The following is a 19,179-nucleotide window of genomic DNA, read 5'->3' on the forward strand; positions in this document are numbered from 1 at the left end:
CCATGCAACTCCATGACGTCTGGTTCGTGCTCATCGCCGTCCTGTGGACCGGCTACTTCTTCCTGGAGGGCTTCGACTTCGGGGTCGGCGTACTGACCAAGCTGCTCGCCCGCGACCGCAAGGAGAAGCGGGTCCTGATCAACACGATCGGGCCCGTGTGGGACGGCAACGAGGTCTGGCTGCTCACCGCCGGCGGGGCGACCTTCGCCGCCTTCCCCGAGTGGTACGCCACCCTCTTCTCGGGGTTCTACCTGCCGCTCCTGGTCATCCTGATCTGTCTGATCATCCGCGGTGTCGCATTCGAGTACCGGCACAAGCGGGACGAGGACCGGTGGCAGACCAACTGGGAACACGCGATCTTCTGGACCTCGCTGATCCCCGCGTTCCTGTGGGGCGTGGCCTTCGCCAACCTCGTGCGCGGCGTGAAGATCGACGAGCACATGGAGTACGTCGGCAGCCTCTTCGACCTGCTCAACGTCTACTCCCTGCTCGGCGGCCTCGTCACCCTCACCCTCTTCACCTTCCACGGAACGGTGTTCACCTCGCTCAAGACGGTCGGTGACATACGGGAGCGCTCGCGTGCGCTGGCGACCCGGCTGGGTGCGGTCACCGCCGTGCTGGCACTGGTCTTCCTGATCTGGACCCAGGTCTCGCGCGGTGACGGCAAGAGCCTGATCGCCATGGCCGTCGCGGTCGTCGCACTGGTCGGGGCGCTCGCCTTCAACCTGGCGGGCCGTGAGGGCTGGTCGTTCGCCCTGTCCGGGATCACCATCGCGGCCGCGGTCGCGATGCTCTTCCTGACGCTCTTCCCGAACGTGATGCCGTCCTCGCTGAACGACGCTTGGAACCTCACGGTCACCAATGCCTCGTCCAGCCCCTACACCCTGAAGATCATGACCTGGTGCGCGGGAGTGGCCACTCCGCTCGTCCTGCTCTACCAGGGCTGGACCTACTGGGTGTTCCGCAAGCGGATCGGTACGCAGCACATCGTCGATGCGCACTGATCCCTGACCGTCCTGCCCGACCCTGCTCTGGGGGATGTTTCACGTGAAACCGATCGACCCGCGCCTGCTCCGGTACGCCCGCTCCACCCGCCTCTTCCTGGCGGCCGTGGTGGCCCTGGGACTTGCGGGGGCGGGGCTGGTCGTCGGTCAGGCGATGCTGATCGCCGAGATCGTGGTCGGCGCCTTCGAGCAGGGACTGGACGGCGAGGCGCTGCGAACACCGCTGCTGCTGCTCGCGGCCGTGGCGCTGGGCCGCGGCCTGCTGGCGTGGCTCACGGAGCTCGCCGCCCACCGGGCCAGTGCGGCGGTCAAGTCGCAGCTGCGTGGCCGGCTGCTGGACCGGGCCGCGGATCTGGGGCCCGGCTGGCTGAGCGGACAGCAGACCGGGTCGCTGGTGGCGCTGGCCACCCGGGGCGTGGACGCCCTCGACGACTACTTCTCGCGCTACCTGCCCCAGCTGGGCCTCGCGGTGGTCGTCCCGGTGGCGGTCCTCGCCCGGATCGTCACCGAGGACTGGGTGTCGGCGGCCATCATCGTGGTCACCCTGCCGCTGATCCCGCTCTTCATGGTGCTGATCGGCATGGCCACCCAGTCCCGGATGGACCGCCAGTGGCGGCTGCTGTCCCGCCTGTCGGGGCATTTCCTGGACGTGGTGGCCGGGCTCCCGACGCTGAAGGTCTTCGGCCGGGCCAAGGCGCAGGCCGAGTCGATCCGCAAGATCACCGATGAATACCGGCAGGCGACGGTACGGACCCTGCGCATCGCCTTCCTCTCCTCGTTCGCCCTGGAACTGCTGGCGACGCTCTCGGTGGCGCTGGTGGCCGTGACCATCGGCATGCGGCTGGTCCATGGGGACCTCGATCTGTACACCGGGCTGGTCATCCTGATCCTGGCGCCCGAGGCGTATCTGCCGCTGCGCCAGGTCGGGGCGCAGTACCACGCGGCCGCCGAGGGTCTGGCAGCCGCGGAAGAGATCTTCGAGGTACTCCAGACGCCGGTCGCCTCCCGGGGCGGTGCGGTCCCGGTGCCGGCCGCAGGGCTGCGGATCGAGATGGACGGGGTCGCGGTCCGCTACGAGGGCCGGGGCGAGGACTCACCGGGGCCGGTCTCGCTGGCGGTCGGACCCGGAGAGTGCGTCGCCCTCACCGGGCCCAGCGGAGCGGGCAAGTCCACGCTGCTCCAGGTGCTGCTGGGCTTCGTGACGCCGACCGCGGGGCGGGTGCGGATCGCGGGCGTGGACCTCGCGTCGCTGTCGCTCGAGGAGTGGCGGGAGCGGATCGCGTGGGTGCCGCAGCGGCCGCACCTGTTCGCCGGGACGATCGCGCAGAACGTGCGGCTGGCGCGGCCGGATGCGTCAGCGGACGCGGTGGCCGAGGCGCTGAAGGACGCCGGTGCGTGGGAGTTCGTGGCCGCGCTGCCGCGCGGTGTCGACACCGAGCTCGGCGAAGGCGGGGTCGGGCTGTCCGCCGGACAGCGCCAGCGGCTGGCGCTTGCGCGGGCGTTCCTCGCGGACCGGCCGGTGCTGCTGCTGGACGAGCCGACCGCGGCTCTCGACGGAGAGACCGAGGCGGCCGTGGTCGACGCGGTACGACGCCTCGCGGTGGGGCGGACCGTGCTGCTGGTCGTCCACCGGCCGGCGCTGCTGGCCGTGGCCGACCGCGTGGTGCGGGTGGGTCCTGCGGAGCTCCTGTCCCCCGCCCCTCCCGCCCGGCCCGCGGCCGCGCCGGGAACCTCCGGCGGGTTTGGCGGCGACCGCAACGGGCCGTCCGGTCCCGGGGAGTGGATTCTCGGCAGCGCCCCCGAACGGGCGGCCAAGGCCGGCGGCGCAGACGCGGGCGGGGGCGACCCGCTCCGGCGGGTCCGCGCCGTGGCCAAGGCCTGGCAGGGGCGGTTCCGACTCGGTCTGCTGCTCGGGGCGCTGGCCGTCGGGTGCAGTGTCGGGCTGATGGCCGTCTCCGGGTGGCTGATCTCACGGGCCTCGGAACAACCGCCGGTGCTCTATCTGATGGTGGCGGTCACGGCCACCCGGACCTTCGGGATCGGGCGGGCCGTGTTCCGGTACGCGGAGCGGCTCGTCTCCCACGACGCCGTGCTGCGGATGCTCGCCGACCTGCGGGTGTCAGTGTTCCGTCGGCTGGAGCGCATTGCGCCCGCCGGCCTGCGGGAGCAGCGGCGCGGAGACCTGCTGGCCCGTCTGGTGGCCGATGCGGACACCCTCCAGGACTACTGGCTGCGCTGGCTGCTGCCGGTCGGCACCGCGGTACTCGTCGGCACCGGCTCGGTCGCCTTCACCGCGTGGCTGTTGCCCGGGGCAGGGGCCGCGCTCTTCGTCGGGCTGCTGGCCGCCGGGGTCGGGGTGCCGCTGGTCAGCGGGGCCTGCGCCCGGCGGGCGGAGCGGCGGCTTGCGCCGGCCCGGGGCGAACTCGCCACCCGGGTGGCCGATCTGCTGACGGGGACGGCCGAGCTGACCATCGCCGGCGCGCTGGCCGGCCGCAAGGACGCCGCGAAGCAGAGCGACCGGACGCTGACGTCCATCGCCGCACGGGGAGCCGTTGCCACCGGGCTCGGCAGCGGGCTCTCGGCCCTCGTGTGCGGCCTGACCGTGGTGGTCGCCGCGGCCGCGGCCGCGAACGCCGTCCACGACGGCCGGCTGTCCGGGGTGACCATGGCGGTGGCCGTGCTGACCCCGCTCGCCGCCTTCGAGGCGGTCAACGGCCTTCCGCAGGCCGTCCAGTACCGCCAGCGGGTGCGCCGCAGCGCCGAGCGGATCCACGAGGTCATCGACGCTCCCGTCCCGGTCGCCGAGCCGGAGCTGCCGGCCGCGGTACCCGCTTCTCCGTTCCCGCTGCGACTGACCGGACTCGCCGTCCGGCATCCCGGGCAGGAGCAGGACGCGCTGCACGCGATGGACCTGACCCTGGAGGCCGGCCGGCGGATCGCGGTCGTCGGCTCCTCGGGTGCCGGCAAGACCTCGCTGGCCCAGGCCCTGCTGCGGTTCCTGGACCCGCACGAAGGCGCGTACACCCTGGGCGGGACCGATGCGCGCACGCTCGACAGCGACGAGGTCCGCCGGATCGTGGGCCTCTGCGCCCAGGACGCGCACCTCTTCGACAGCTCGGTACGGGAGAACCTGCGGCTGGCCAGGACCGGGGCGAGCGAGGAGGAGCTGCGACAGGCCCTGGCGGCGGCCCGGCTGCTGGAGTGGGCCGACGGGCTTCCCGACGGGCTGGACACCCTGGTCGGCGAGCACGGCGAACGGATCTCCGGCGGCCAGCGCCAGCGCCTGGCCTTGGCCAGGGCGCTGCTCGCCGACTTCCCCGTCCTCGTCCTCGACGAGCCGGCCGAGCACCTGGACCTGGCGACCGCGGATGCCCTGACGGCGGATCTGCTCGCCGCGACCGAGGGCCGCACCACCGTGCTGATCACGCACCGGCTGGCGGGTCTGGAGGCGGTCGACGAGGTGCTCGTACTGGACCGCGGATCGGTCGTGCAGCGCGGCACGTACGCGGAGCTGGCCTCAGCCGAGGGACCGCTGCGGAACCTGCTGGAGCGGGAGCGGGCGGCCGACGGGATCCTCGCCGGCTTTCCCCGGTAAAAGGGACTAACTAGTCTCAAGGGCATGTCAGTGCAGGAGTCGCAGGAACCGCCGGAGTCACCACCCGGAACGCCTGACCCGCTGGAGGTGGCCACCCGGGCCACCCGCAGTCTGCAGGGCCTGTCCACCGAGCTCACCGCCCGGGTGCCGCAACTGCTGGAGGCCATGCGCTCGGTCGGCACCGGCCTCGAACTGCACTCCACCCTCGACCGTATCTGCGAGACCGCGGCCGAGCTCGCCGACGCCCGGTACGCGGCGATCGGCGTCGTCGACACCGAGGGGCGCGGACTGTCGGACTTCGTCACCTTCGGCATCGACGCCGAGACGGCGAGGAGGATCGGGCATCGGCCCGACGGGAAGCGGGGTCTGCTCGGCGCGCTGATCTCGCACCCCGACACGGTGCAGCTCGCCGATCTGACGAAGGATCCGCGCTCGGCCGGATTCCCGCCGCACCACCCGCCCATGAAGACCTTCCTCGGCGTCCCGATCCGGGTGCAGGGAGAGATCTTCGGCAATCTGTACCTCGCCGAGAAGAACGGCGGCGGCCAGTTCAACGACTACGACGTCCACATGGTCCGGGTCCTGGCCACCGAGGCGGGGATCGCCATCGGCAACGCCCGGCTCTACGAGGCCGCCACCCAGCGGGAGCGGTGGATCGACGGTTCGGTGGCCGTCACGACCGCCCTTCTGTCCGGCGGGGACGCGGACGATGCCCTGGCGGTGGTGGCCGAACAGGCCCGCCATCTGGCCGACTCCGCCGCCGGGATCGTGATGCTGCCGGCCGAGGAGGGCGGGATGGAGATCGTCGCCGTCTCCGCCGAGAATCCGGCCACCTCGCTCGGCCTGGTGATCCCGGCCGAGAGCCCGGTGGTGGCGAGGCTGTTCCAGGGCGAGCCGGTCTTCGTGGACGACGCCGCCTCCGACCCCCGCATGATCAGTCGGCTGACCAGCCAGTACGGGCCTTGCATGATGCTGCCGCTGCACAGTGGCGGACGGGTGCTGGGTGCGCTGGTGACCCCGCGGGCCCGCGGCGAGAGGCCGTTCAGCGAGTCCGAGCGGACCCTGGCCACCCAGTTCGCCTCCCAGGCGGCGCTCGCGCTGATGATGGCCGAGGCGCAGCGCGACCGGGAGAGGCTCGCCGTGTTCGAGGACCGCGACCGGATCGCCCGGGACCTGCACGACCTGGTCATCCAGCGGCTGTTCGCCACGGGGATGATGCTGGAGGGCGCCCAGCGGCGGTCCGTCGTCCCCGAGGTCGTCTACGGTGTCGGCAAGGCCGTGGACGAGCTGGACGTGACGATCCAGGAGATCCGCACCGCGATCTTCGCGCTCCAGCAGGGACCGGCCGAGGCCCCCTCGGGGCTGCGCACCCGGGTCCTGCGAGAGATCAACATGGCCGCGGTGCCATTGGGTTTCAAGCCGGCGCACCGGTTCCTCGGCCCGATCGACGCGGTGGTCGGCGAGCTGGTGGGCAAAAACCTGATCGCGGCGCTGCGCGAGGCCCTGTCGAATGCCTTCCGGCACGCGGAGGCGTCCCGGATCGAGGTGGTCGTGGACTGCACCGGCGCGCTGGCCGACGGGAGGCCCGGGGTGCGGCTGGAGGTCGCCGACGACGGCGTGGGCATTCCCGAGGGCGGCCGGCGCAGTGGGCTGCGGAACCTGCGCAGGCGGGCCGAGTCGCTGGGCGGGTCGAGCTCGTACGGCCCCGGTATCGGAGAGGACGGCAGCGGGACCACCCTGGTGTGGGAGGCCCCGCTCTGATGTGCCGGAGCCGGCTCGCGCCGGCCCCACGCTCGTGCCTACCGCTGGTGCGCGGCGCGTTCCGCGAGGATGCGCTCGATGACGACGGCGACGCCGTCCTCGTTGTTGGCGACCGTACGGCCGGAGGCGGCCGCGATCACGGCCGGGTGGGCGTTGCCCATCGCATACGAGGTACCTGCCCAGCTGAGCATCTCCACGTCGTTCGGCATGTCCCCGAAGGCGACGACCTCGGCGTGGGAGATGCCGCGCTCGGCGCAGCACAGCTCCAGGGTGCTGGCCTTGGAGACGCCCAGCGCGCTGATCTCCAGCAGGGCGGTCGGGCTGGAGCGGGTGATCGACGCGTAGGTGCCGGCGACCGAGCGGGCGAGCGTCAGGAACTCGTCCGGGGCGAGCTCGGAGTGGTGTGCGAGCAGCTTGAGGACGGGAGCGGAGGTGTCGTCCGCGTCTTCCTGCAGCAGCTTCTCGGCGGTGGCCACTTGGGCGCCCGGGTCCTGGAAGAAGGGCGGGTACAACGGCTCGTAGTTGATCCCGGTGGTCATCTCGACCGCGAAGGACGTGCCCGGGGCGGCAGCCCTCAGGGTCTCCACGACCGTCATCGCCGTGGCCCGCGGCAGCGCCCGGACCTGTACGAATTTCCGGCCGGCGTGGAGATCGACCACCGCGGCCCCGTTCGCGCAGATCGCCAGGCCATGGCCGTGGACATGGTCGCTGACCACGTCCATCCAGCGGGCAGGGCGGCCGGTGACGAAGAAGACCTCGATCCCGGCCTCCTCGGCGGCGGCGAGGGCGGCGACCGTGCGGAGCGAGACGGATTTGTCGTCGCGCAGCAGGGTGCCGTCGAGGTCGGTGGCGATGAGCCGGGGAGTGGGGGTTGGCCCGTCCGGGCGCTGGGGAGCCGAGGTCACGCACCCATCTTCGCCCATGGCCCCCGCGGTGACGGCCCGGGGCCGGGCCGGGCCGCGCGCCGGATGGCGATCTTTCTCCCCCGGCTACCTGCCCGCGGGCTCCGTCCGGAGGGACCCCAGGTGCTCCCACGTGAAACGGGGACGGCTGATGTTTCACGTGAAACATCAGGCGGCCGGCGTTTCACGTGAAACATGGGCAGGGCCGTAGTCTCGAAGACATGAGTCTGCGTCTGAGCACTGTGATCCTTCCGGTACGCCCGTGGCGTGAGGGCGGCCGTGACCAGTGGGTGCGAGCCGAGAAGCTCGGGTTCCACACCGCATACACCTACGACCACCTGACCTGGCGGTCCTTCCGTGACCGGCCGTGGTTTGGCGCGATCCCGACGCTGACCGCGGCGGCGGCCGCCACCGAGCAGATGCGGCTGGGCACGCTCGTCACCTCGCCGAACTTCCGGCACCCGGTGACGCTGGCCAAGGAGCTCATGGCGCTGGACGACATCTCCGGCGGCCGTTTCACCCTCGGCATCGGCGCCGGCGGCAACGGCTTCGATGCGACCGCGCTGGGTCAGGACCCCTGGAGCCCGCGTGAGCGCGCGGACCGCTTCGCAGAGTTCGTGCCGCTGCTGGACCGGTTGCTCACCGAGGCCGCGGTCAGCGAGCGCGGCACCTTCTACTCCGCCGACGAGGCCCGCAACATCCCCGGCTGCGTGCAGCAGCCGCGCCTGCCCTTCGCCGTCGCCGCCAACGGCCCGCGGGGCCTCAAGCTGGCCGCCGCCCATGGCCAGGCCTGGGTGACCACAGGCGATCCGAAGCTCTTCGAGGAGGGCACCCCGGAGCAGTCGCTGGAGGCCATCCGCGGCCAGCTGGCCAAGCTCGACAAGGCCATGGCCGAGATCGGGCGCGCGCCGGAGCCGATGGAGAAGATCCTGCTCACCGGGTTCACCCCGGAGCGCAACACGATGCTGGACTCCGTCGATGCGTTCGTCGACTTCGCAGGCCGACACCAGGAGCTCGGCTTCACCGAGATCGTGATCCACGCACCGATCCCGGACTCCGAGTTCGCGGCGGACGAGAACGTCTTCGCGGAGATCGCCACCGAGGGCTTGGCCCAGCTGGACAGCTGACGGCTCGGGATGCCCCCGTCGCAGTCTGGCGGCGGGGGCGTCCCGGTCACGACCTCAGGCTGTCGAGGGAGGACTGGGCGCGCTCCAGCAGACCCTCCGGGACCTCCTCGGGCCGGGCCCGGAGTTCGTCGATCAGCGCCGAGAGCCGAGCGACTCCCGCCTCCTCGCGACCTGTCTCCTGCTCGGTCCAGGCGGCGTACTGGACGCACTGGAGCCGGTCCCCCAGATGGTCCGGACCCAGCTCCGCGTACAGGGCCGCGGCCCGCTCACTCAGCCCGATCTCCTCCAGCCTCAGCGCCTCGACCTCCGCGGAGCGGCCCACCGCGGCGCGAGAGGACTCGTCGCCGTCTTCGTCGCCGTCCTCCTCCTCGTCCTCCTCGTCGTCCTCCTCGAGCGAGTTGACGCGCCAGTCGAGGACTTGCGCCAGCTGCTGCCATGTCTGGGCCAGCTCGGCCCGCAGCTGCGGGGCCGCGGGGGTCTCGCCGTGCTCAGCCAGTGCGGCCTCCACGACCCCGGCCGCTTCGTGCATCAGGTCCCGTGCCTGTGCCCATGCCGCCGCGGTGACGTTCTCCCGCGGTGCCAGCCAGGCCAGGGAGCGCAAGATCCGCACCTCGGCGATCGGGGCGTCCCCCGTCACCCGGTACAGCTCCAGGGAGCGCTCGTACGCGGCGACCGCCTCCTGGTGCAGGCCTGCGGCGGAGAGTTGTTCTGCGGCGGCCTGCGCGAGGGCCGCCTGCGGGCGGGTGTCCTCCCAGCCCTTGGCCACCTCCGCCGCCAGCAGGTACTGCTCGGCCGCCGCCCGTGAGTCGTTCAGCTGCCGCAGCAGATCGCCGAGGAACTCCCGTGCGGACACGGCCTGTCCCTCGCCGTGCTCCAGCAGATCGGGCAGCGTCGACTGCAGCACCTCCGCCGCGTCGGCGTTGCGGCCCTCCCGCGCATGGGCCCGGGCCAGCACGAGCCGGGCCTGGGCCCCTCCGTCGGCGGTCAGACCGGCCTGGTCGAACCAGTGCGCCGCAGTGAGGGCGTGCTCGGCCGCCTCCGCCGCAGCGTCGGCCCGGCGCAGCAGGATGTCCGCGAGGGTGAGCCGTACGACTCCGTGCGTCTCGGCGTCGGTCACCTCGGCGGAGTGCTCCAGCGCGGCGCGCGCCGCCACCTCCGCGTCCTCCGGCCGGTCCAGCGACATCAGCACACCGGCCTGCAGCACCAGCGGATCCACCGCCTGCCACGGCCGGTCCGCCGACACCGCGCGCGCCGCTGACGCGGCCAGCAGTGGCAGGGCCCGCTCGGGATCGCCCTGTGACAGGGCGACGCGGCCCAGCATCTCCTCGGCCTCCGCCGCCAGGTCGGGCAGCTCCTCTCCATGGGCCGCGGCGAAGGCGCCGAGTTCGACCGCCAGCTCACCGTGCCCGTGGTCCTGCCCAGGGCCGTGGACGTGTTCGTGCTCCGGGCCGGCCTCCACCGAGCGCAGGTACGACTCCACGCGGATCGAGGCCAGCTCCGCCAGTGCGATCCGGCGACCGCGCAGCGGCTCGTCCGCATCCAGCGCCTCGGCGGCCCGCGCGGCCGTGTTCAGCAGTTCCCGGATCCGCTCCGGCTCGGCTCCGGACTGCGCGGCCGCGCTCGCCAGCCGCAGCTCCGCCAGTGCGGCGCGCTCCGCCTGCCCGAAGGCCCGGTAGCCGTCGCGGACCGCCTCCAGCAGCTCCGCCGCGTTGGCGGCCCCGCCGCGGGCGGCCGCCAGGGCCCGGTGGTCCGCCACATCGGCGGCGACCAGCGGGTCCACCTGGCCCTCCGGGCGCGTGTCGACCCGTGCGCCGACCTCGGCCCAGAGCCCGTCCGCGGCAGGACGCCCCTCGTCACGGGCCTGCCGGGCCCGCTCCACCAGCTCGTCGAAGCCGGCTGCGGGCGGCACCGGCGCAGCCGCGGGGGCAGCTGCGGCCGCGGGCGCAGCCGTCTTCGGCAGGGCCGTGCTGCGCACCCCCAGCGGCAGTACGCCGACCAGCGGCTCCTGTCCGATCCGGGCGAGGAAGCGGTCCGAGACCCGGGTGGTGCCGTTGCGGGCGTCGAACCGCCGGGCGATGTCGAGCGAGCCCGTACGCAGTACCTCGTACAGCTCGGAGACCGTACGCGGGACGCCCTCGTAGGGGACGGCCGGACTCTGGCCGTGTCCCAGCTCCGTCAGCCGGCGCAGCAGGACCAGGATGCCGCCGTGGAAGGCCATCTGGTCGTCGACATTGACGAGCGGGCCCACGTGGGAGGCATGCTCGGCGAGGATCTCCAGGCCACGTGACTCGTTGCCGCTCAGGGCACAGAACTCGATGTGCTTGCCGACCGAGGGCAGCAGGCTCTCGTTGCCGCGGGCCATGCGGTAGCCGCGCAGGTGGTGCGAACGGGCCTCGTCGAAGCGGCCGAGACGCAGCAGCGGCAGCAGCGAATGGGCGAGCAGCCGGTGGGGTTCCTCGGCGCAGGTCCGCTCGCCCGCCAGCACGGGCTGCCAGACCTCCATCGCCCGGGCGTCGTCCCCGCGGAGCACGGCGTACGAGCCCTGCCCGTTGAGCTCGCAGGCGTGGCAGTCGCTCATGCTGTCGCGGTCGGCCGCCAGCCAGGCGCGGTACGCCCGCTCGGCCCGGTCGTCCTCGCCGATCGCGTCGGCGAGCCACAGCTCGGCCTCGCGTACCGGCCGCTCGCTGTAGCCGGCGATCCGGTAGCGGCGCTCCATCTCGTCCAGCCAGCCGGTGGCGGACTCCAGCGGGATCTCGGGGGAATCGCTGATGGCCGTGGCCACCCACTTGAACTGCCAGAACAGCGAGTGGGCGTCCCACCGGTCGAAGGCGCCGGGGTCCTTGTCGTACTCCTGGAGCAGCCGGGCGAACGGCACCAGCATCTTCGAGGACTCGGCGCTCCAGAGGTAGGCGTTGATCAGGTTGTCCAGCGCCTTGCGGAACAACGCCGTGTCGCCGTTCACCTCCGCCGCACCCACGAGCACCTCGGCGTGGGCGTTGCGCGCGGCTCCGTTCGGGGCCTCGCTGTTCTCCGCCAGGCCCCGCTCGATCTCCTCGCGCGTCAGCATGGTCACTTCTGTCCCTCCGGGGAGTCGGTGGAGTGGGTCGCCCATTCCAGGAGCCCGAGGAAGGCCCGGTTGAGCAGGGTGGAGTCGGCGGGGCGCAGCGGCCGCTGGGACATCAGCAGCGCCTGCCCGTACAGCGATTCGACGGCGGTGCCCGTCAGGGCCTCGTCGGGCAGGGCGGAGATCCGGCGGATCAGCGGGTTGTTGTGGTTGAGCACCAGGCGGGCGCGCGGCGCGGAGCCGCGCAGGGCTCCGAGGATCCCGCTCCACAGCGAGTCGGCGCTGCTCAGGGCGGCCGTACGGTCGCGTTCCTGGCGGGCCTGGCGGTCGTCGAGGTAGAGCGCCGGGACGGACACGGGCTGGAAGGCGCGCAGCACCACGTCGCAGCCCTGCGGCTCCAGCCGGGTGCGCGCCGTGGACAGGAAGGGCGCGAGGGCCAGTTCGGCGGAGGTCGGGACCGGGTCGAGCCGCTCGGTGACGGCTCCGGCGTCCAGCTCCCTGACCTTGAGGTCCGGCCGTACGGAGGGCAGCAGGGCGAGCAGGTCGGCGTCGTAGGTGTATCCGGCGTTGATGACGCCGAGGCCGTGGGCCGCCGCGATCGGGGCGATCTGGCGGAACTCCTCGACGGTGCGCGTGAAGTGGATCTCGGTGTGGGCGGCCGTGAACTCCTCCAGGCTCATCGAGCCGTCGCTGGTCTCGAACGGAAGCCAGGGCAGCATCAGGCCGAGCAGCTCGGCGTCGTGCCGGGCCAGGGACTTCACGCCGAGGTGGTGGACGCTCAGGAAGGCGGCCAGGCGCTCCGGTTCACTCGCGGCGAGTTCGGCGAGCCAGGCCCTGACGCGGGCGCCGAGGGCCTCCCGTACGGCGGACAGGGTCTCGTCGTCGTACAGGTTCTCGCGGGAGGCGGTGGGCCGCAGCGTGTCGGTGTCGATGACCGCGCGGACGAAGAACGCCCAGTCCGGCAGCAGGTTCTCGGCGTGGTCGGTGAGCAGCATGCCCTTGAGGTGAACCCGGTGTCCGGCCCGGTGGGCGGGGCTGGTCGGCTCGGGGAGGACGTACGCCACTCCGCGCACCCCGGCGACGGGCAGGTCGAGGTCGATGCTGTCGAGGGGGGTGAAGCCGAAGAGCTGCGCGCAGTGGCCGGCGAGCGCGACGCGGCGGGCGGCGGGGGTGGGGAAGGGACGGTCCCATACGGCGGGCCGGTCGGTGACGGCCCGCGGCTCGCCGCCTTCGCCGTCGTCGAAGGTGATGTCGTACGGGAGCAGCGAGCCGTAGTCGCGGGCCAGCTGCTCGACCTTGGACGGGACGGTCCACTCCTCGGCGCCCGGGCGGGCCTGGAGGATGACGGTGGTGCCGGGCTCCCGGCGTGCATCGTCGGGCAGTTCGCGGACGGTGTACGAGCCGTCGTCCGTGGCCAGCCATTCGACGGGCGCGGCCTGGGGATCGCGGGCGGAACGCGTGATCACGCGGATCTGGCGGGCCACGACGAAGCAGGCGAGCAGGCCGATGCCGAACTGGCCGAGGAACTCCCGGCGGGTGGTCTCGAGGCCGTGGTCGCCGCCGCGCTTGGAGCTGCGGCCGATCGTGGCGAGGAGGGAGTGGGCCTCGGCGGCGGTCAGGCCGATGCCGCTGTCCTCGATGGTCACCCGGCCCGCGGACGCCGACAGGCGGATGCGGATCTCCGCCTCCGGGTCGAGTGCGTGGCGGGCGGTGACGGCGTCCACCGCGTTCTGCAGGAGCTCGCGGACGTAGACGCGCGGGCTGGAGTAGAGGTGGTGGGAGAGCAGGTCGACCAGACCGCGCAGATCGACTTGGAAGCTGTTGGCCGACGCGTCGGAGTGGTCGGCGGAGTGGGAAGGGGAAGGAGATGTGGACGTCACGGGGCGTCACCTCGCGTGCTCGCATGGATGGTTCGGCGATCGCGAGGTACCCCCCTCACCGATCGGAATGAGGAACAGAGTAGGGGGATGATCTGACAATCTCGTCCTGAATTCCTGCGCTACGAGAAGCGCAGGAACTGCGGCGGTACGGCGTCCACCAGCCAGACCCCGTTGGCGCTGATCCGGAAGACGTGCCCGGCCGCGCGCATGGACCCGGCGTCCACGCTGAGTACGATCGGCCGGCCGCGCCGCGCGCCGACACGGGTCGCGGTCTCCCGGTCGGGGGACAGGTGCACGTGGTGGCGGGCCATGGGGCGCAGGCCCTCGGAGCGGATCGCGTCCAGGGCGGCGGCGACGGTGCCGTGGTAGAGGTACACGGGCGGTTCGGCCTCCGGCAGGTCCAGGTCCACGGGAACGGTGTGGCCCTGGTTGGCCCGGATGCGGGTGCCGTCGACGGCGAAGCGCTGCTTGTCGTTGGCCGCGACGACGTGGTCGAGCTCGGCGCGGCTGACGGGGAAGCCGTGGGCGGCGGCCGCGCGGAGAAGATCGTCGATCTCCACCCAGCCCTGGGGATCGAGCACCAGTCCGATGCGTTCCGGCTGATGCCGCAGATGTTTCGAGACGTATTTGGACACCTTCACGGTGCGTCTGTCGTCCATGGCCCCAGCTTGCCGCGTCGGAGCGGGGTCGGGCAGGGATTTATCGCCCCTCCGCCGGACCCGGACACCCTCTATCGCTCTTCCAAGATACGGAATACATTTTCCGTTGAACTTCTGCCCAGGGGGAGAACCCATGACGATCCACGCTTCCCTGCCGCGCCGCGCGGTCGCCGAGCTCATCGGTACCGCCGCCCTTCTCATGGTGGTGATCGGTTCCGGTATCCAGGCCGCCGACCTCAGCCGTGACACCGGTGTCGCCCTCGTCGCCAACTCGCTCGCCTCGGCCATCGGCCTCGGGCTGATCATCACCCTCTTCGAGCCGCTGTCCGGAGCCCACCTCAACCCGGTCGTCACCCTCACTTCCTGGTGGGCCAGGCGGACCGGCGGCGAGGGGCTCGGCGGCCGGGAGGCCCTGGTCTACACCGCGGCCCAGACCGCGGGGGCCATCGGCGGCGCCGTCCTCGCCGAGTTGATGTTCGGCCACGCCCCCGGCACGTTCTCCACGCAGATCCGGGGCGGCGGCCATCTGCTCGTCGGCGAGATCGTCGCCACCGCGGGCCTCGTCCTCGTCATCCAGGGCCTCGAGCGCATCGGGCGCCCGAAGCTGATCCCGGCCGCGGTCGCCGCGTACATTGCCGCCGCGATCTGGTTCACCTCGTCCGGCTCGTTCGCCAACCCGGCGGGCACCATCGGGCGTGCCTTCAGCGACTCCTTCACCGGCATCGCCCCGCAGTCGCTGCCCGGGTTCGTCGCGGCCCAGCTGATCGGCGGAGTCCTGGGCCTGGCCCTCGCCGCACTCCTCTACGGGGGCACCCCGCGCGGTACGCAGGACGCGCCGGCCGCCCCCGGGCCCGGTGCCGAGACCCTCGAGCCGGTGCCCGTCAGCGTGGCCGAGCCGGCCGGAAGCGTCGGCGGCGCCGGCCCCGCCGGTCCCGTGAACGCCGCGTACGAGACCATCGGTTGAGTCGTCCGAGCAGCCGTCCACGCCGCTGTCCACAGGGTTGCCCACAGGCAGCACCGACTTGTCCACAGCTGGTTGGGTCGGGTTTGAGGGCAAACGAGTGATCCGCCCTGTGGACTACAGGCCGGACGTAACCGGATGTCACCGGATGTCACCGGATGTCACCGGTCTTCACCGGTCTTCACCGGTCTTCACCGGTCACCGACCGGACGCCGGACGGCACCGCTATCCGCCGCCCCGGCGCGCCAGCTCGTTCATAGTCCGGGCCTGCAGCTCCCGCTCCGTCGCGGCCCGGACGAACTCCCCGACGTGCTCGGCGCCGACCAGCTCCTGCACCGCCCGTACCGTCTCCGCCGGCAGCGGCACCGACGCGGGCCCCGACGGCTGCGGGGTCCCGGCCGCCCCCAGGTGGCGCTGCAGATGCCGGGTCGCGAACAGCCGCATCGCCCGCGCCAGCTCGGCGTCCACCGTCTGCTGGGCCAGGGGCCGCAGTCTCCGTACCATCGTCGCCGCCTCCGCCGCGTCCGCGTCCGTCGGCGGGACCTGCCCGAGGTAGCGGGCGAAGACGTGCTCCGTGGTGAACTCGAGGAACCGCGAGGCGATGTGCTCCACCTGCCCGCGCAGCTCCCGCAGATGTCCGGTGATCGCCGACAGCGGTACCCCGGCCGCGTACAGCTCGGCAGCCACCGCCAGCTCCTGCGGGGACGGCACGAGGAAATCGTCCGGGCGCCCCGGGATCCGCTCCAGCACCCCCAGCTCGCACGCCTCGCCCACCGCATCGTCGTCGGGCCGGCCGCCGAACCGCTCGTTCAGCTCGGCCCGGCTGATCCGGGCGGCCTCTTCGTCGGTCCAGGGACCGTGCACCTCGGCGACGAGCCCCAGCACGCCGCCGAGCCCGCGCCCGGCGTCCCAGGCCTCCAGCAGCTCCTTGATGGAGGCCAGGGTGTAGCCGCGGTCCAGCAGGTCGGCGATCTGGCGCAGCCGCGCCAGATGCGTGTCCCGGTAGACGTTGGAGCGGCCCCGCCGCTCGGGCTTCGGCAGCAGCCCGCGGTCCTGGTAGGCACGGATCGTGCGTACCGTCGCCCCGCTGTGGTGCGCGAGATCCTCGATCCGGTACTCGGCCACCGCCTGTTCTGACAATCCCGGCTCCCTACGACATGGCGGCTCGGCCGACCGTGGCCGCCGCCGCGGCCCGGGCGGCAGGCGAAGCCGCAAGGTACTCGACCGCCCTGCGCAGCGAGCCCTCCTGCGAGGGATGGTACGACCGCCGGAAGTAGCGGGATATGGCCGTGCCGGGCCCTCTCCACGCCGGCCGGGCCGGGGCCCGGCCCGGCCGCCCGTTCACAGCCGGGGTTCCAGTTTCGCGAGCCGCCGCAGGGCGCCCGGCGCGAACCGGGACATCCACAGGGCGCCCTTGGACTCCGGGGTCACCGGCACCACCGCCTCGTTGCGCACCACCGCCCGCAGGATCGCGTCGGCGACCTTCTCCGGCGGGAAGTTGCGCAGCCCGTACAGCCGCGAGGAGCGCTCCTGGCGGCGCTTCTCCTCCGCAGCGTCCACCCCGGCGAAGCGCGAGGTGGCGGTGATGTTGGTGTTGACGATCCCCGGGCATATCGCCGAGACCCCGATCGACTGCGAGGCGAGCTCGGCGCGCAGGCACTCGCTCAGCATCAGCACCGCGGCCTTCGAGGTGCTGTACGCGGGCAGGGTCTTGGAGGGCAGGTACGCGGCGGCGGAGGCGGTGTTGACGATGTGTCCGCCCTGGCCGCGCTCGGCCATCTGGCGGCCGAAGATCCGGCAGCCGTGGATGACCCCCCACAGGTTGACGTCGAGGACCTTCTTCCAGTGCTCCGAGGTGGTCTCCAGGAAGGGCCCCGACAGGCCGATCCCCGCGTTGTTGACCAGGACGTCCACGATCCCGTACTCGGCGGCGGTCTTCGCCGCGAGCTTCTCCATCGCCTGCTCGTCGCTGACGTCGACGCACTCGCCCCAGGCCTCGGGGGCCCCGACGAGCCGCGCCATGTCCGCCGTGCGGGCCGCGCCCTCGGCATCCCGGTCCACGCACACCACCCGGGCCCCGGCCTCGGCGAACGCGAACGCGGTGGCCCGGCCGATGCCGCTGGCGGCGCCGGTGACGAGCACCAGCTGGCCGCCGAACCGGTCGGCGTACCGGCCCGGAGCCTTCTGTTCCGGCGCGCGGGCGGGCTCCTCCCGGGCGGTGACGAACCCGGTGATCCACGCGGCCAGCTGGTCGGGCCGGGTCCGCGGTACCCAGTGCTTGGCGGGCAGGGTGCGCCGCACCAGATCGGGGGCCCACAGTTCCAGGTCGTCGTACAGCCGCTCGGAGAGGAAGGCGTCCCCGGTCGGCGTGATCAGCTGGACCGGTACGTGTGCGTACGCGTCGGGGCGCGGCCGACGCAGCCGGGGCCGGACGTTGTCCCGGTAGAGCCAGGCTCCGTGCGCCGCGTCCGAGGGCAGCGAGGCCGTCGGGTAGGAGCCGGCCGGGACCTTCTCCACCCGCTCCAGCATCTTCGGCCACCGCTTGCCGAGCGGCCCGCGCCAGGCGAGCTCCGGCAGCACGGGCGTGTGCAGCATGTACACGTACCACGACTTGGCGCCCTGGCCGAGCAGTTGCGCGGCCCTGCGCGGGGTGGGCCGCGCCATCCGCTTCTTGATCCAGTGCCCGAAGTGGTCCAGGGAGGGGCCCGACATCGAGGTGAAGGAGGCGATCCGGCCCTCGGTACGGGCGACCGTCGCGAACTCCCAGCCCTGTACGGAACCCCAGTCGTGGCCGACCAGGTGAACCGGCCGGTCCGGGCTGACCGCGTCCGCCACCGCCAGGAAGTCGTCGGTCAGCTTCTCCAGCGTGAAGCCGCCGCGCAGCGGCACCGGCGCCGTGGAGCGCCCGTGGCCGCGTACGTCGTAGAGGACCACATGGAAGCGTGCCGCCAGCCGCTCCGCGACCTCCGACCAGACCTCCTTGCTGTCCGGATAGCCGTGTACGAGCACCACGGTCGGCCGCTCGCTGTCGCCGAGCTCGACGACGCACAGCTCGATGCCGCCGGTGCTCACCCGGCGCTCGCGCGCCCCAGCGAGGCCCGTACCGGGGAGGCCCGCCCCCGCGGGGCCCGTCCCCTTGATGCCGCCCTTGCTGCCGTCCGCTCCGCTCATGCCGCTCATGCTGCCTTCTCCTCGGCCCAGCGCCGCACGTGCGGCAGATCGTCGTCCAGCCAGAACGCGCTCTCCTCGGGATCCCGCGAGTCGGTGACGACCAGGATCTCCTCGAACTTCGCACCGGTGCCCCGGAAGCCCAGGTGCGGTTCCACCGCCCACAGACCGGGCTGCGGCGGGTGGTCGGAGAAGTGGTACGGGCTCCACAGCGGGGACCAGCCCTCGCGGTGCCCGTGCAGGGCGTCGGAGGCCAGCCCCTTGAGGGACTGCGTCCCGAACCCGAACGCGGTCGGGGACCAGCGCCGTTCCTTGACCCGGTCTATCTTGTGGGCGATCACCCCGAAGGGGTAGGCGCGGTGCCGGTTGGCATACCCCTGGCGGATCATCAGCCGCTCGACGTTCTCGTAGATCTCGCGCAGCGGGCGGCGCTCGCGGACCTGCTCCAGGATCAGCTCGCGGTGCACCCGCAGATCGGACATCAGCCGGTCCTGTACGGGGTTCAGCCCGAGGCTGCCCGAGTACCCGATGTCGGCCGCGTACCCCTTGTACACGGGCGCCATGTCGAGGATGAACGGCATCCCCGGCTCCAGCTTCCGGTTGGTGGGGAAGAACTGCAGGGGGATCTTGAAGTTCGCGAAGGCGGTGCGGTCGCCGAACCACGCGAATGGCAGGTGGAACCAGTCCCGCACGCCGCGCTCGCGCAGCCACTCGCGCTGCATCCGCGCCGCCTCGCGCTCGGTCACCCCCGGCCGCAGCTGCGCCGCCACGGTCTCCGCGCACTCGTACGACAGGCGTTGCACTTCCCTGAACCCGCGCAGGTCCGCCGAGAGTTGCGCGGTGCGTTCCCTGGTGTCCCCAGCCATGACAGCCGTCCGTCCGTAGCCGTACCCGCCCGTACCTTGACACTGATGAATGTGACAATGACCGGAGATCACGTCAAGGCCCGTGCACGGACCTGTGGACAAACTGTCCGGTCCGCATCAGCCTTTCGTCAGGGTCCGTAGTCCTGAAGGCGGAGACGGAGTGACGCTCCAGGTCTGACGATCTGCACGGCC

Annotated in this window: 12 protein-coding genes; 5 read left to right on the forward strand and 7 right to left on the reverse strand. The window is 72.4% G+C overall.

Annotated elements, in window-relative coordinates:
* Positions 1-2: 2 nt before the first annotated feature.
* The 3 genes from cydB to AB5J51_RS20870 are packed head-to-tail and all read left to right on the forward strand — an operon-like array spanning position 3 to position 6,360.
* Positions 3-1,004: a cytochrome d ubiquinol oxidase subunit II gene (gene cydB, locus AB5J51_RS20860; RefSeq protein ID WP_053785451.1), complete on the forward strand. Its 1,002-nt coding sequence runs from the start codon at positions 3-5 to the stop codon at positions 1,002-1,004.
* 43 nt (positions 1,005-1,047) lie between these two features.
* Positions 1,048-4,599 carry a thiol reductant ABC exporter subunit CydD gene (gene cydD / locus AB5J51_RS20865; RefSeq protein WP_369778284.1) on the forward strand — a complete coding sequence of 1,184 codons (3,552 nt, stop codon included), beginning with the start codon at positions 1,048-1,050 and terminating at the stop codon, positions 4,597-4,599.
* A 24-nt stretch (positions 4,600-4,623) separates the two neighbouring features.
* A complete protein-coding gene (locus AB5J51_RS20870; RefSeq protein ID WP_136225005.1) occupies positions 4,624-6,360 on the forward strand; it encodes a GAF domain-containing sensor histidine kinase in 1,737 nt (578 codons plus the stop codon).
* Between the two features lie 38 nt (positions 6,361-6,398).
* Here the strand turns inward: AB5J51_RS20870 and AB5J51_RS20875 are convergent, their stop codons facing one another.
* Entirely contained in the window at positions 6,399-7,283 is an 885-nt protein-coding gene (locus AB5J51_RS20875) for a Cof-type HAD-IIB family hydrolase (protein ID WP_053785448.1), read from the reverse strand.
* Between the two features lie 200 nt (positions 7,284-7,483).
* Here AB5J51_RS20875 and AB5J51_RS20880 point away from each other — a divergent pair, with 200 nt between their 5' ends.
* Positions 7,484-8,389, forward strand: coding sequence for an LLM class flavin-dependent oxidoreductase (locus tag AB5J51_RS20880; RefSeq protein WP_133897512.1), 906 nt, complete (start codon positions 7,484-7,486; stop codon positions 8,387-8,389).
* 46 nt (positions 8,390-8,435) lie between these two features.
* Here the strand turns inward: AB5J51_RS20880 and AB5J51_RS20885 are convergent, their stop codons facing one another.
* The 3 genes from AB5J51_RS20885 to AB5J51_RS20895 form a co-directional block, all read right to left on the reverse strand.
* Positions 8,436-11,462 (reverse strand): tetratricopeptide repeat protein, encoded by a 3,027-nt coding sequence (locus tag AB5J51_RS20885; RefSeq protein WP_369778286.1) that lies wholly within the window; start codon positions 11,460-11,462, stop codon positions 8,436-8,438.
* The gene (locus AB5J51_RS20890; protein WP_053785445.1) at positions 11,459-13,333 is read right to left on the reverse strand and encodes an HSP90 family protein; all 1,875 of its coding nucleotides are present in this window, start codon (positions 13,331-13,333) and stop codon (positions 11,459-11,461) included. The genes AB5J51_RS20885 and AB5J51_RS20890 overlap by 4 nt, the downstream gene beginning before the upstream one ends.
* 119 nt (positions 13,334-13,452) lie before the next feature.
* Positions 13,453-13,992, reverse strand: coding sequence for an RNA 2'-phosphotransferase (locus AB5J51_RS20895; protein ID WP_369778287.1), 540 nt, complete (start codon positions 13,990-13,992; stop codon positions 13,453-13,455).
* Positions 13,993-14,125: 133 nt separating this feature from the next.
* Here AB5J51_RS20895 and AB5J51_RS20900 point away from each other — a divergent pair, with 133 nt between their 5' ends.
* Positions 14,126-14,956 carry an aquaporin gene (locus AB5J51_RS20900; protein ID WP_369778289.1) on the forward strand — a complete coding sequence of 277 codons (831 nt, stop codon included), beginning with the start codon at positions 14,126-14,128 and terminating at the stop codon, positions 14,954-14,956.
* 222 nt (positions 14,957-15,178) lie between these two features.
* Here the strand turns inward: AB5J51_RS20900 and AB5J51_RS20905 are convergent, their stop codons facing one another.
* The 3 genes from AB5J51_RS20905 to AB5J51_RS20915 all read right to left on the reverse strand — a co-directional run bounded on the left by AB5J51_RS20905 (position 15,179) and on the right by AB5J51_RS20915 (position 18,987).
* Positions 15,179-16,093 (reverse strand): MerR family transcriptional regulator, encoded by a 915-nt coding sequence (locus AB5J51_RS20905; RefSeq protein WP_053785443.1) that lies wholly within the window; start codon positions 16,091-16,093, stop codon positions 15,179-15,181.
* A 201-nt stretch (positions 16,094-16,294) separates the two neighbouring features.
* Positions 16,295-18,124 (reverse strand): SDR family oxidoreductase, encoded by a 1,830-nt coding sequence (locus AB5J51_RS20910; protein WP_369780287.1) that lies wholly within the window; start codon positions 18,122-18,124, stop codon positions 16,295-16,297.
* A gap of 5 nt (positions 18,125-18,129) precedes the next feature.
* Positions 18,130-18,987 (reverse strand): M24 family metallopeptidase, encoded by an 858-nt coding sequence (locus AB5J51_RS20915; protein ID WP_133897516.1) that lies wholly within the window; start codon positions 18,985-18,987, stop codon positions 18,130-18,132.
* Between the last annotated feature and the right edge of the window lie 192 nt (positions 18,988-19,179).

Source organism: Streptomyces sp. R33 (assembly GCF_041200175.1).
In the GTDB taxonomy this organism is placed as follows: domain Bacteria; phylum Actinomycetota; class Actinomycetes; order Streptomycetales; family Streptomycetaceae; genus Streptomyces; species Streptomyces katrae_B.

Excerpts from the sequence above, each read along its gene's own strand:
- AB5J51_RS20915 (WP_133897516.1), bottom strand. The coding sequence starts at position 18,987 with ATGGCTGGGGACACCAGGGAACGCACCGCGCAACTCTCGGCGGACCTG.
- AB5J51_RS20910 (WP_369780287.1), bottom strand. The coding sequence starts at position 18,124 with ATGAGCGGAGCGGACGGCAGCAAGGGCGGCATCAAGGGGACGGGCCCC.
- AB5J51_RS20895 (WP_369778287.1), bottom strand. The coding sequence starts at position 13,992 with ATGGACGACAGACGCACCGTGAAGGTGTCCAAATACGTCTCGAAACAT.
- AB5J51_RS20870 (WP_136225005.1), top strand. The coding sequence starts at position 4,624 with ATGTCAGTGCAGGAGTCGCAGGAACCGCCGGAGTCACCACCCGGAACG.
- AB5J51_RS20880 (WP_133897512.1), top strand. The coding sequence starts at position 7,484 with ATGAGTCTGCGTCTGAGCACTGTGATCCTTCCGGTACGCCCGTGGCGT.
- AB5J51_RS20900 (WP_369778289.1), top strand. The coding sequence starts at position 14,126 with ATGACGATCCACGCTTCCCTGCCGCGCCGCGCGGTCGCCGAGCTCATC.
- cydB (WP_053785451.1), top strand. The coding sequence starts at position 3 with ATGCAACTCCATGACGTCTGGTTCGTGCTCATCGCCGTCCTGTGGACC.
- AB5J51_RS20875 (WP_053785448.1), bottom strand. The coding sequence starts at position 7,283 with ATGGGCGAAGATGGGTGCGTGACCTCGGCTCCCCAGCGCCCGGACGGG.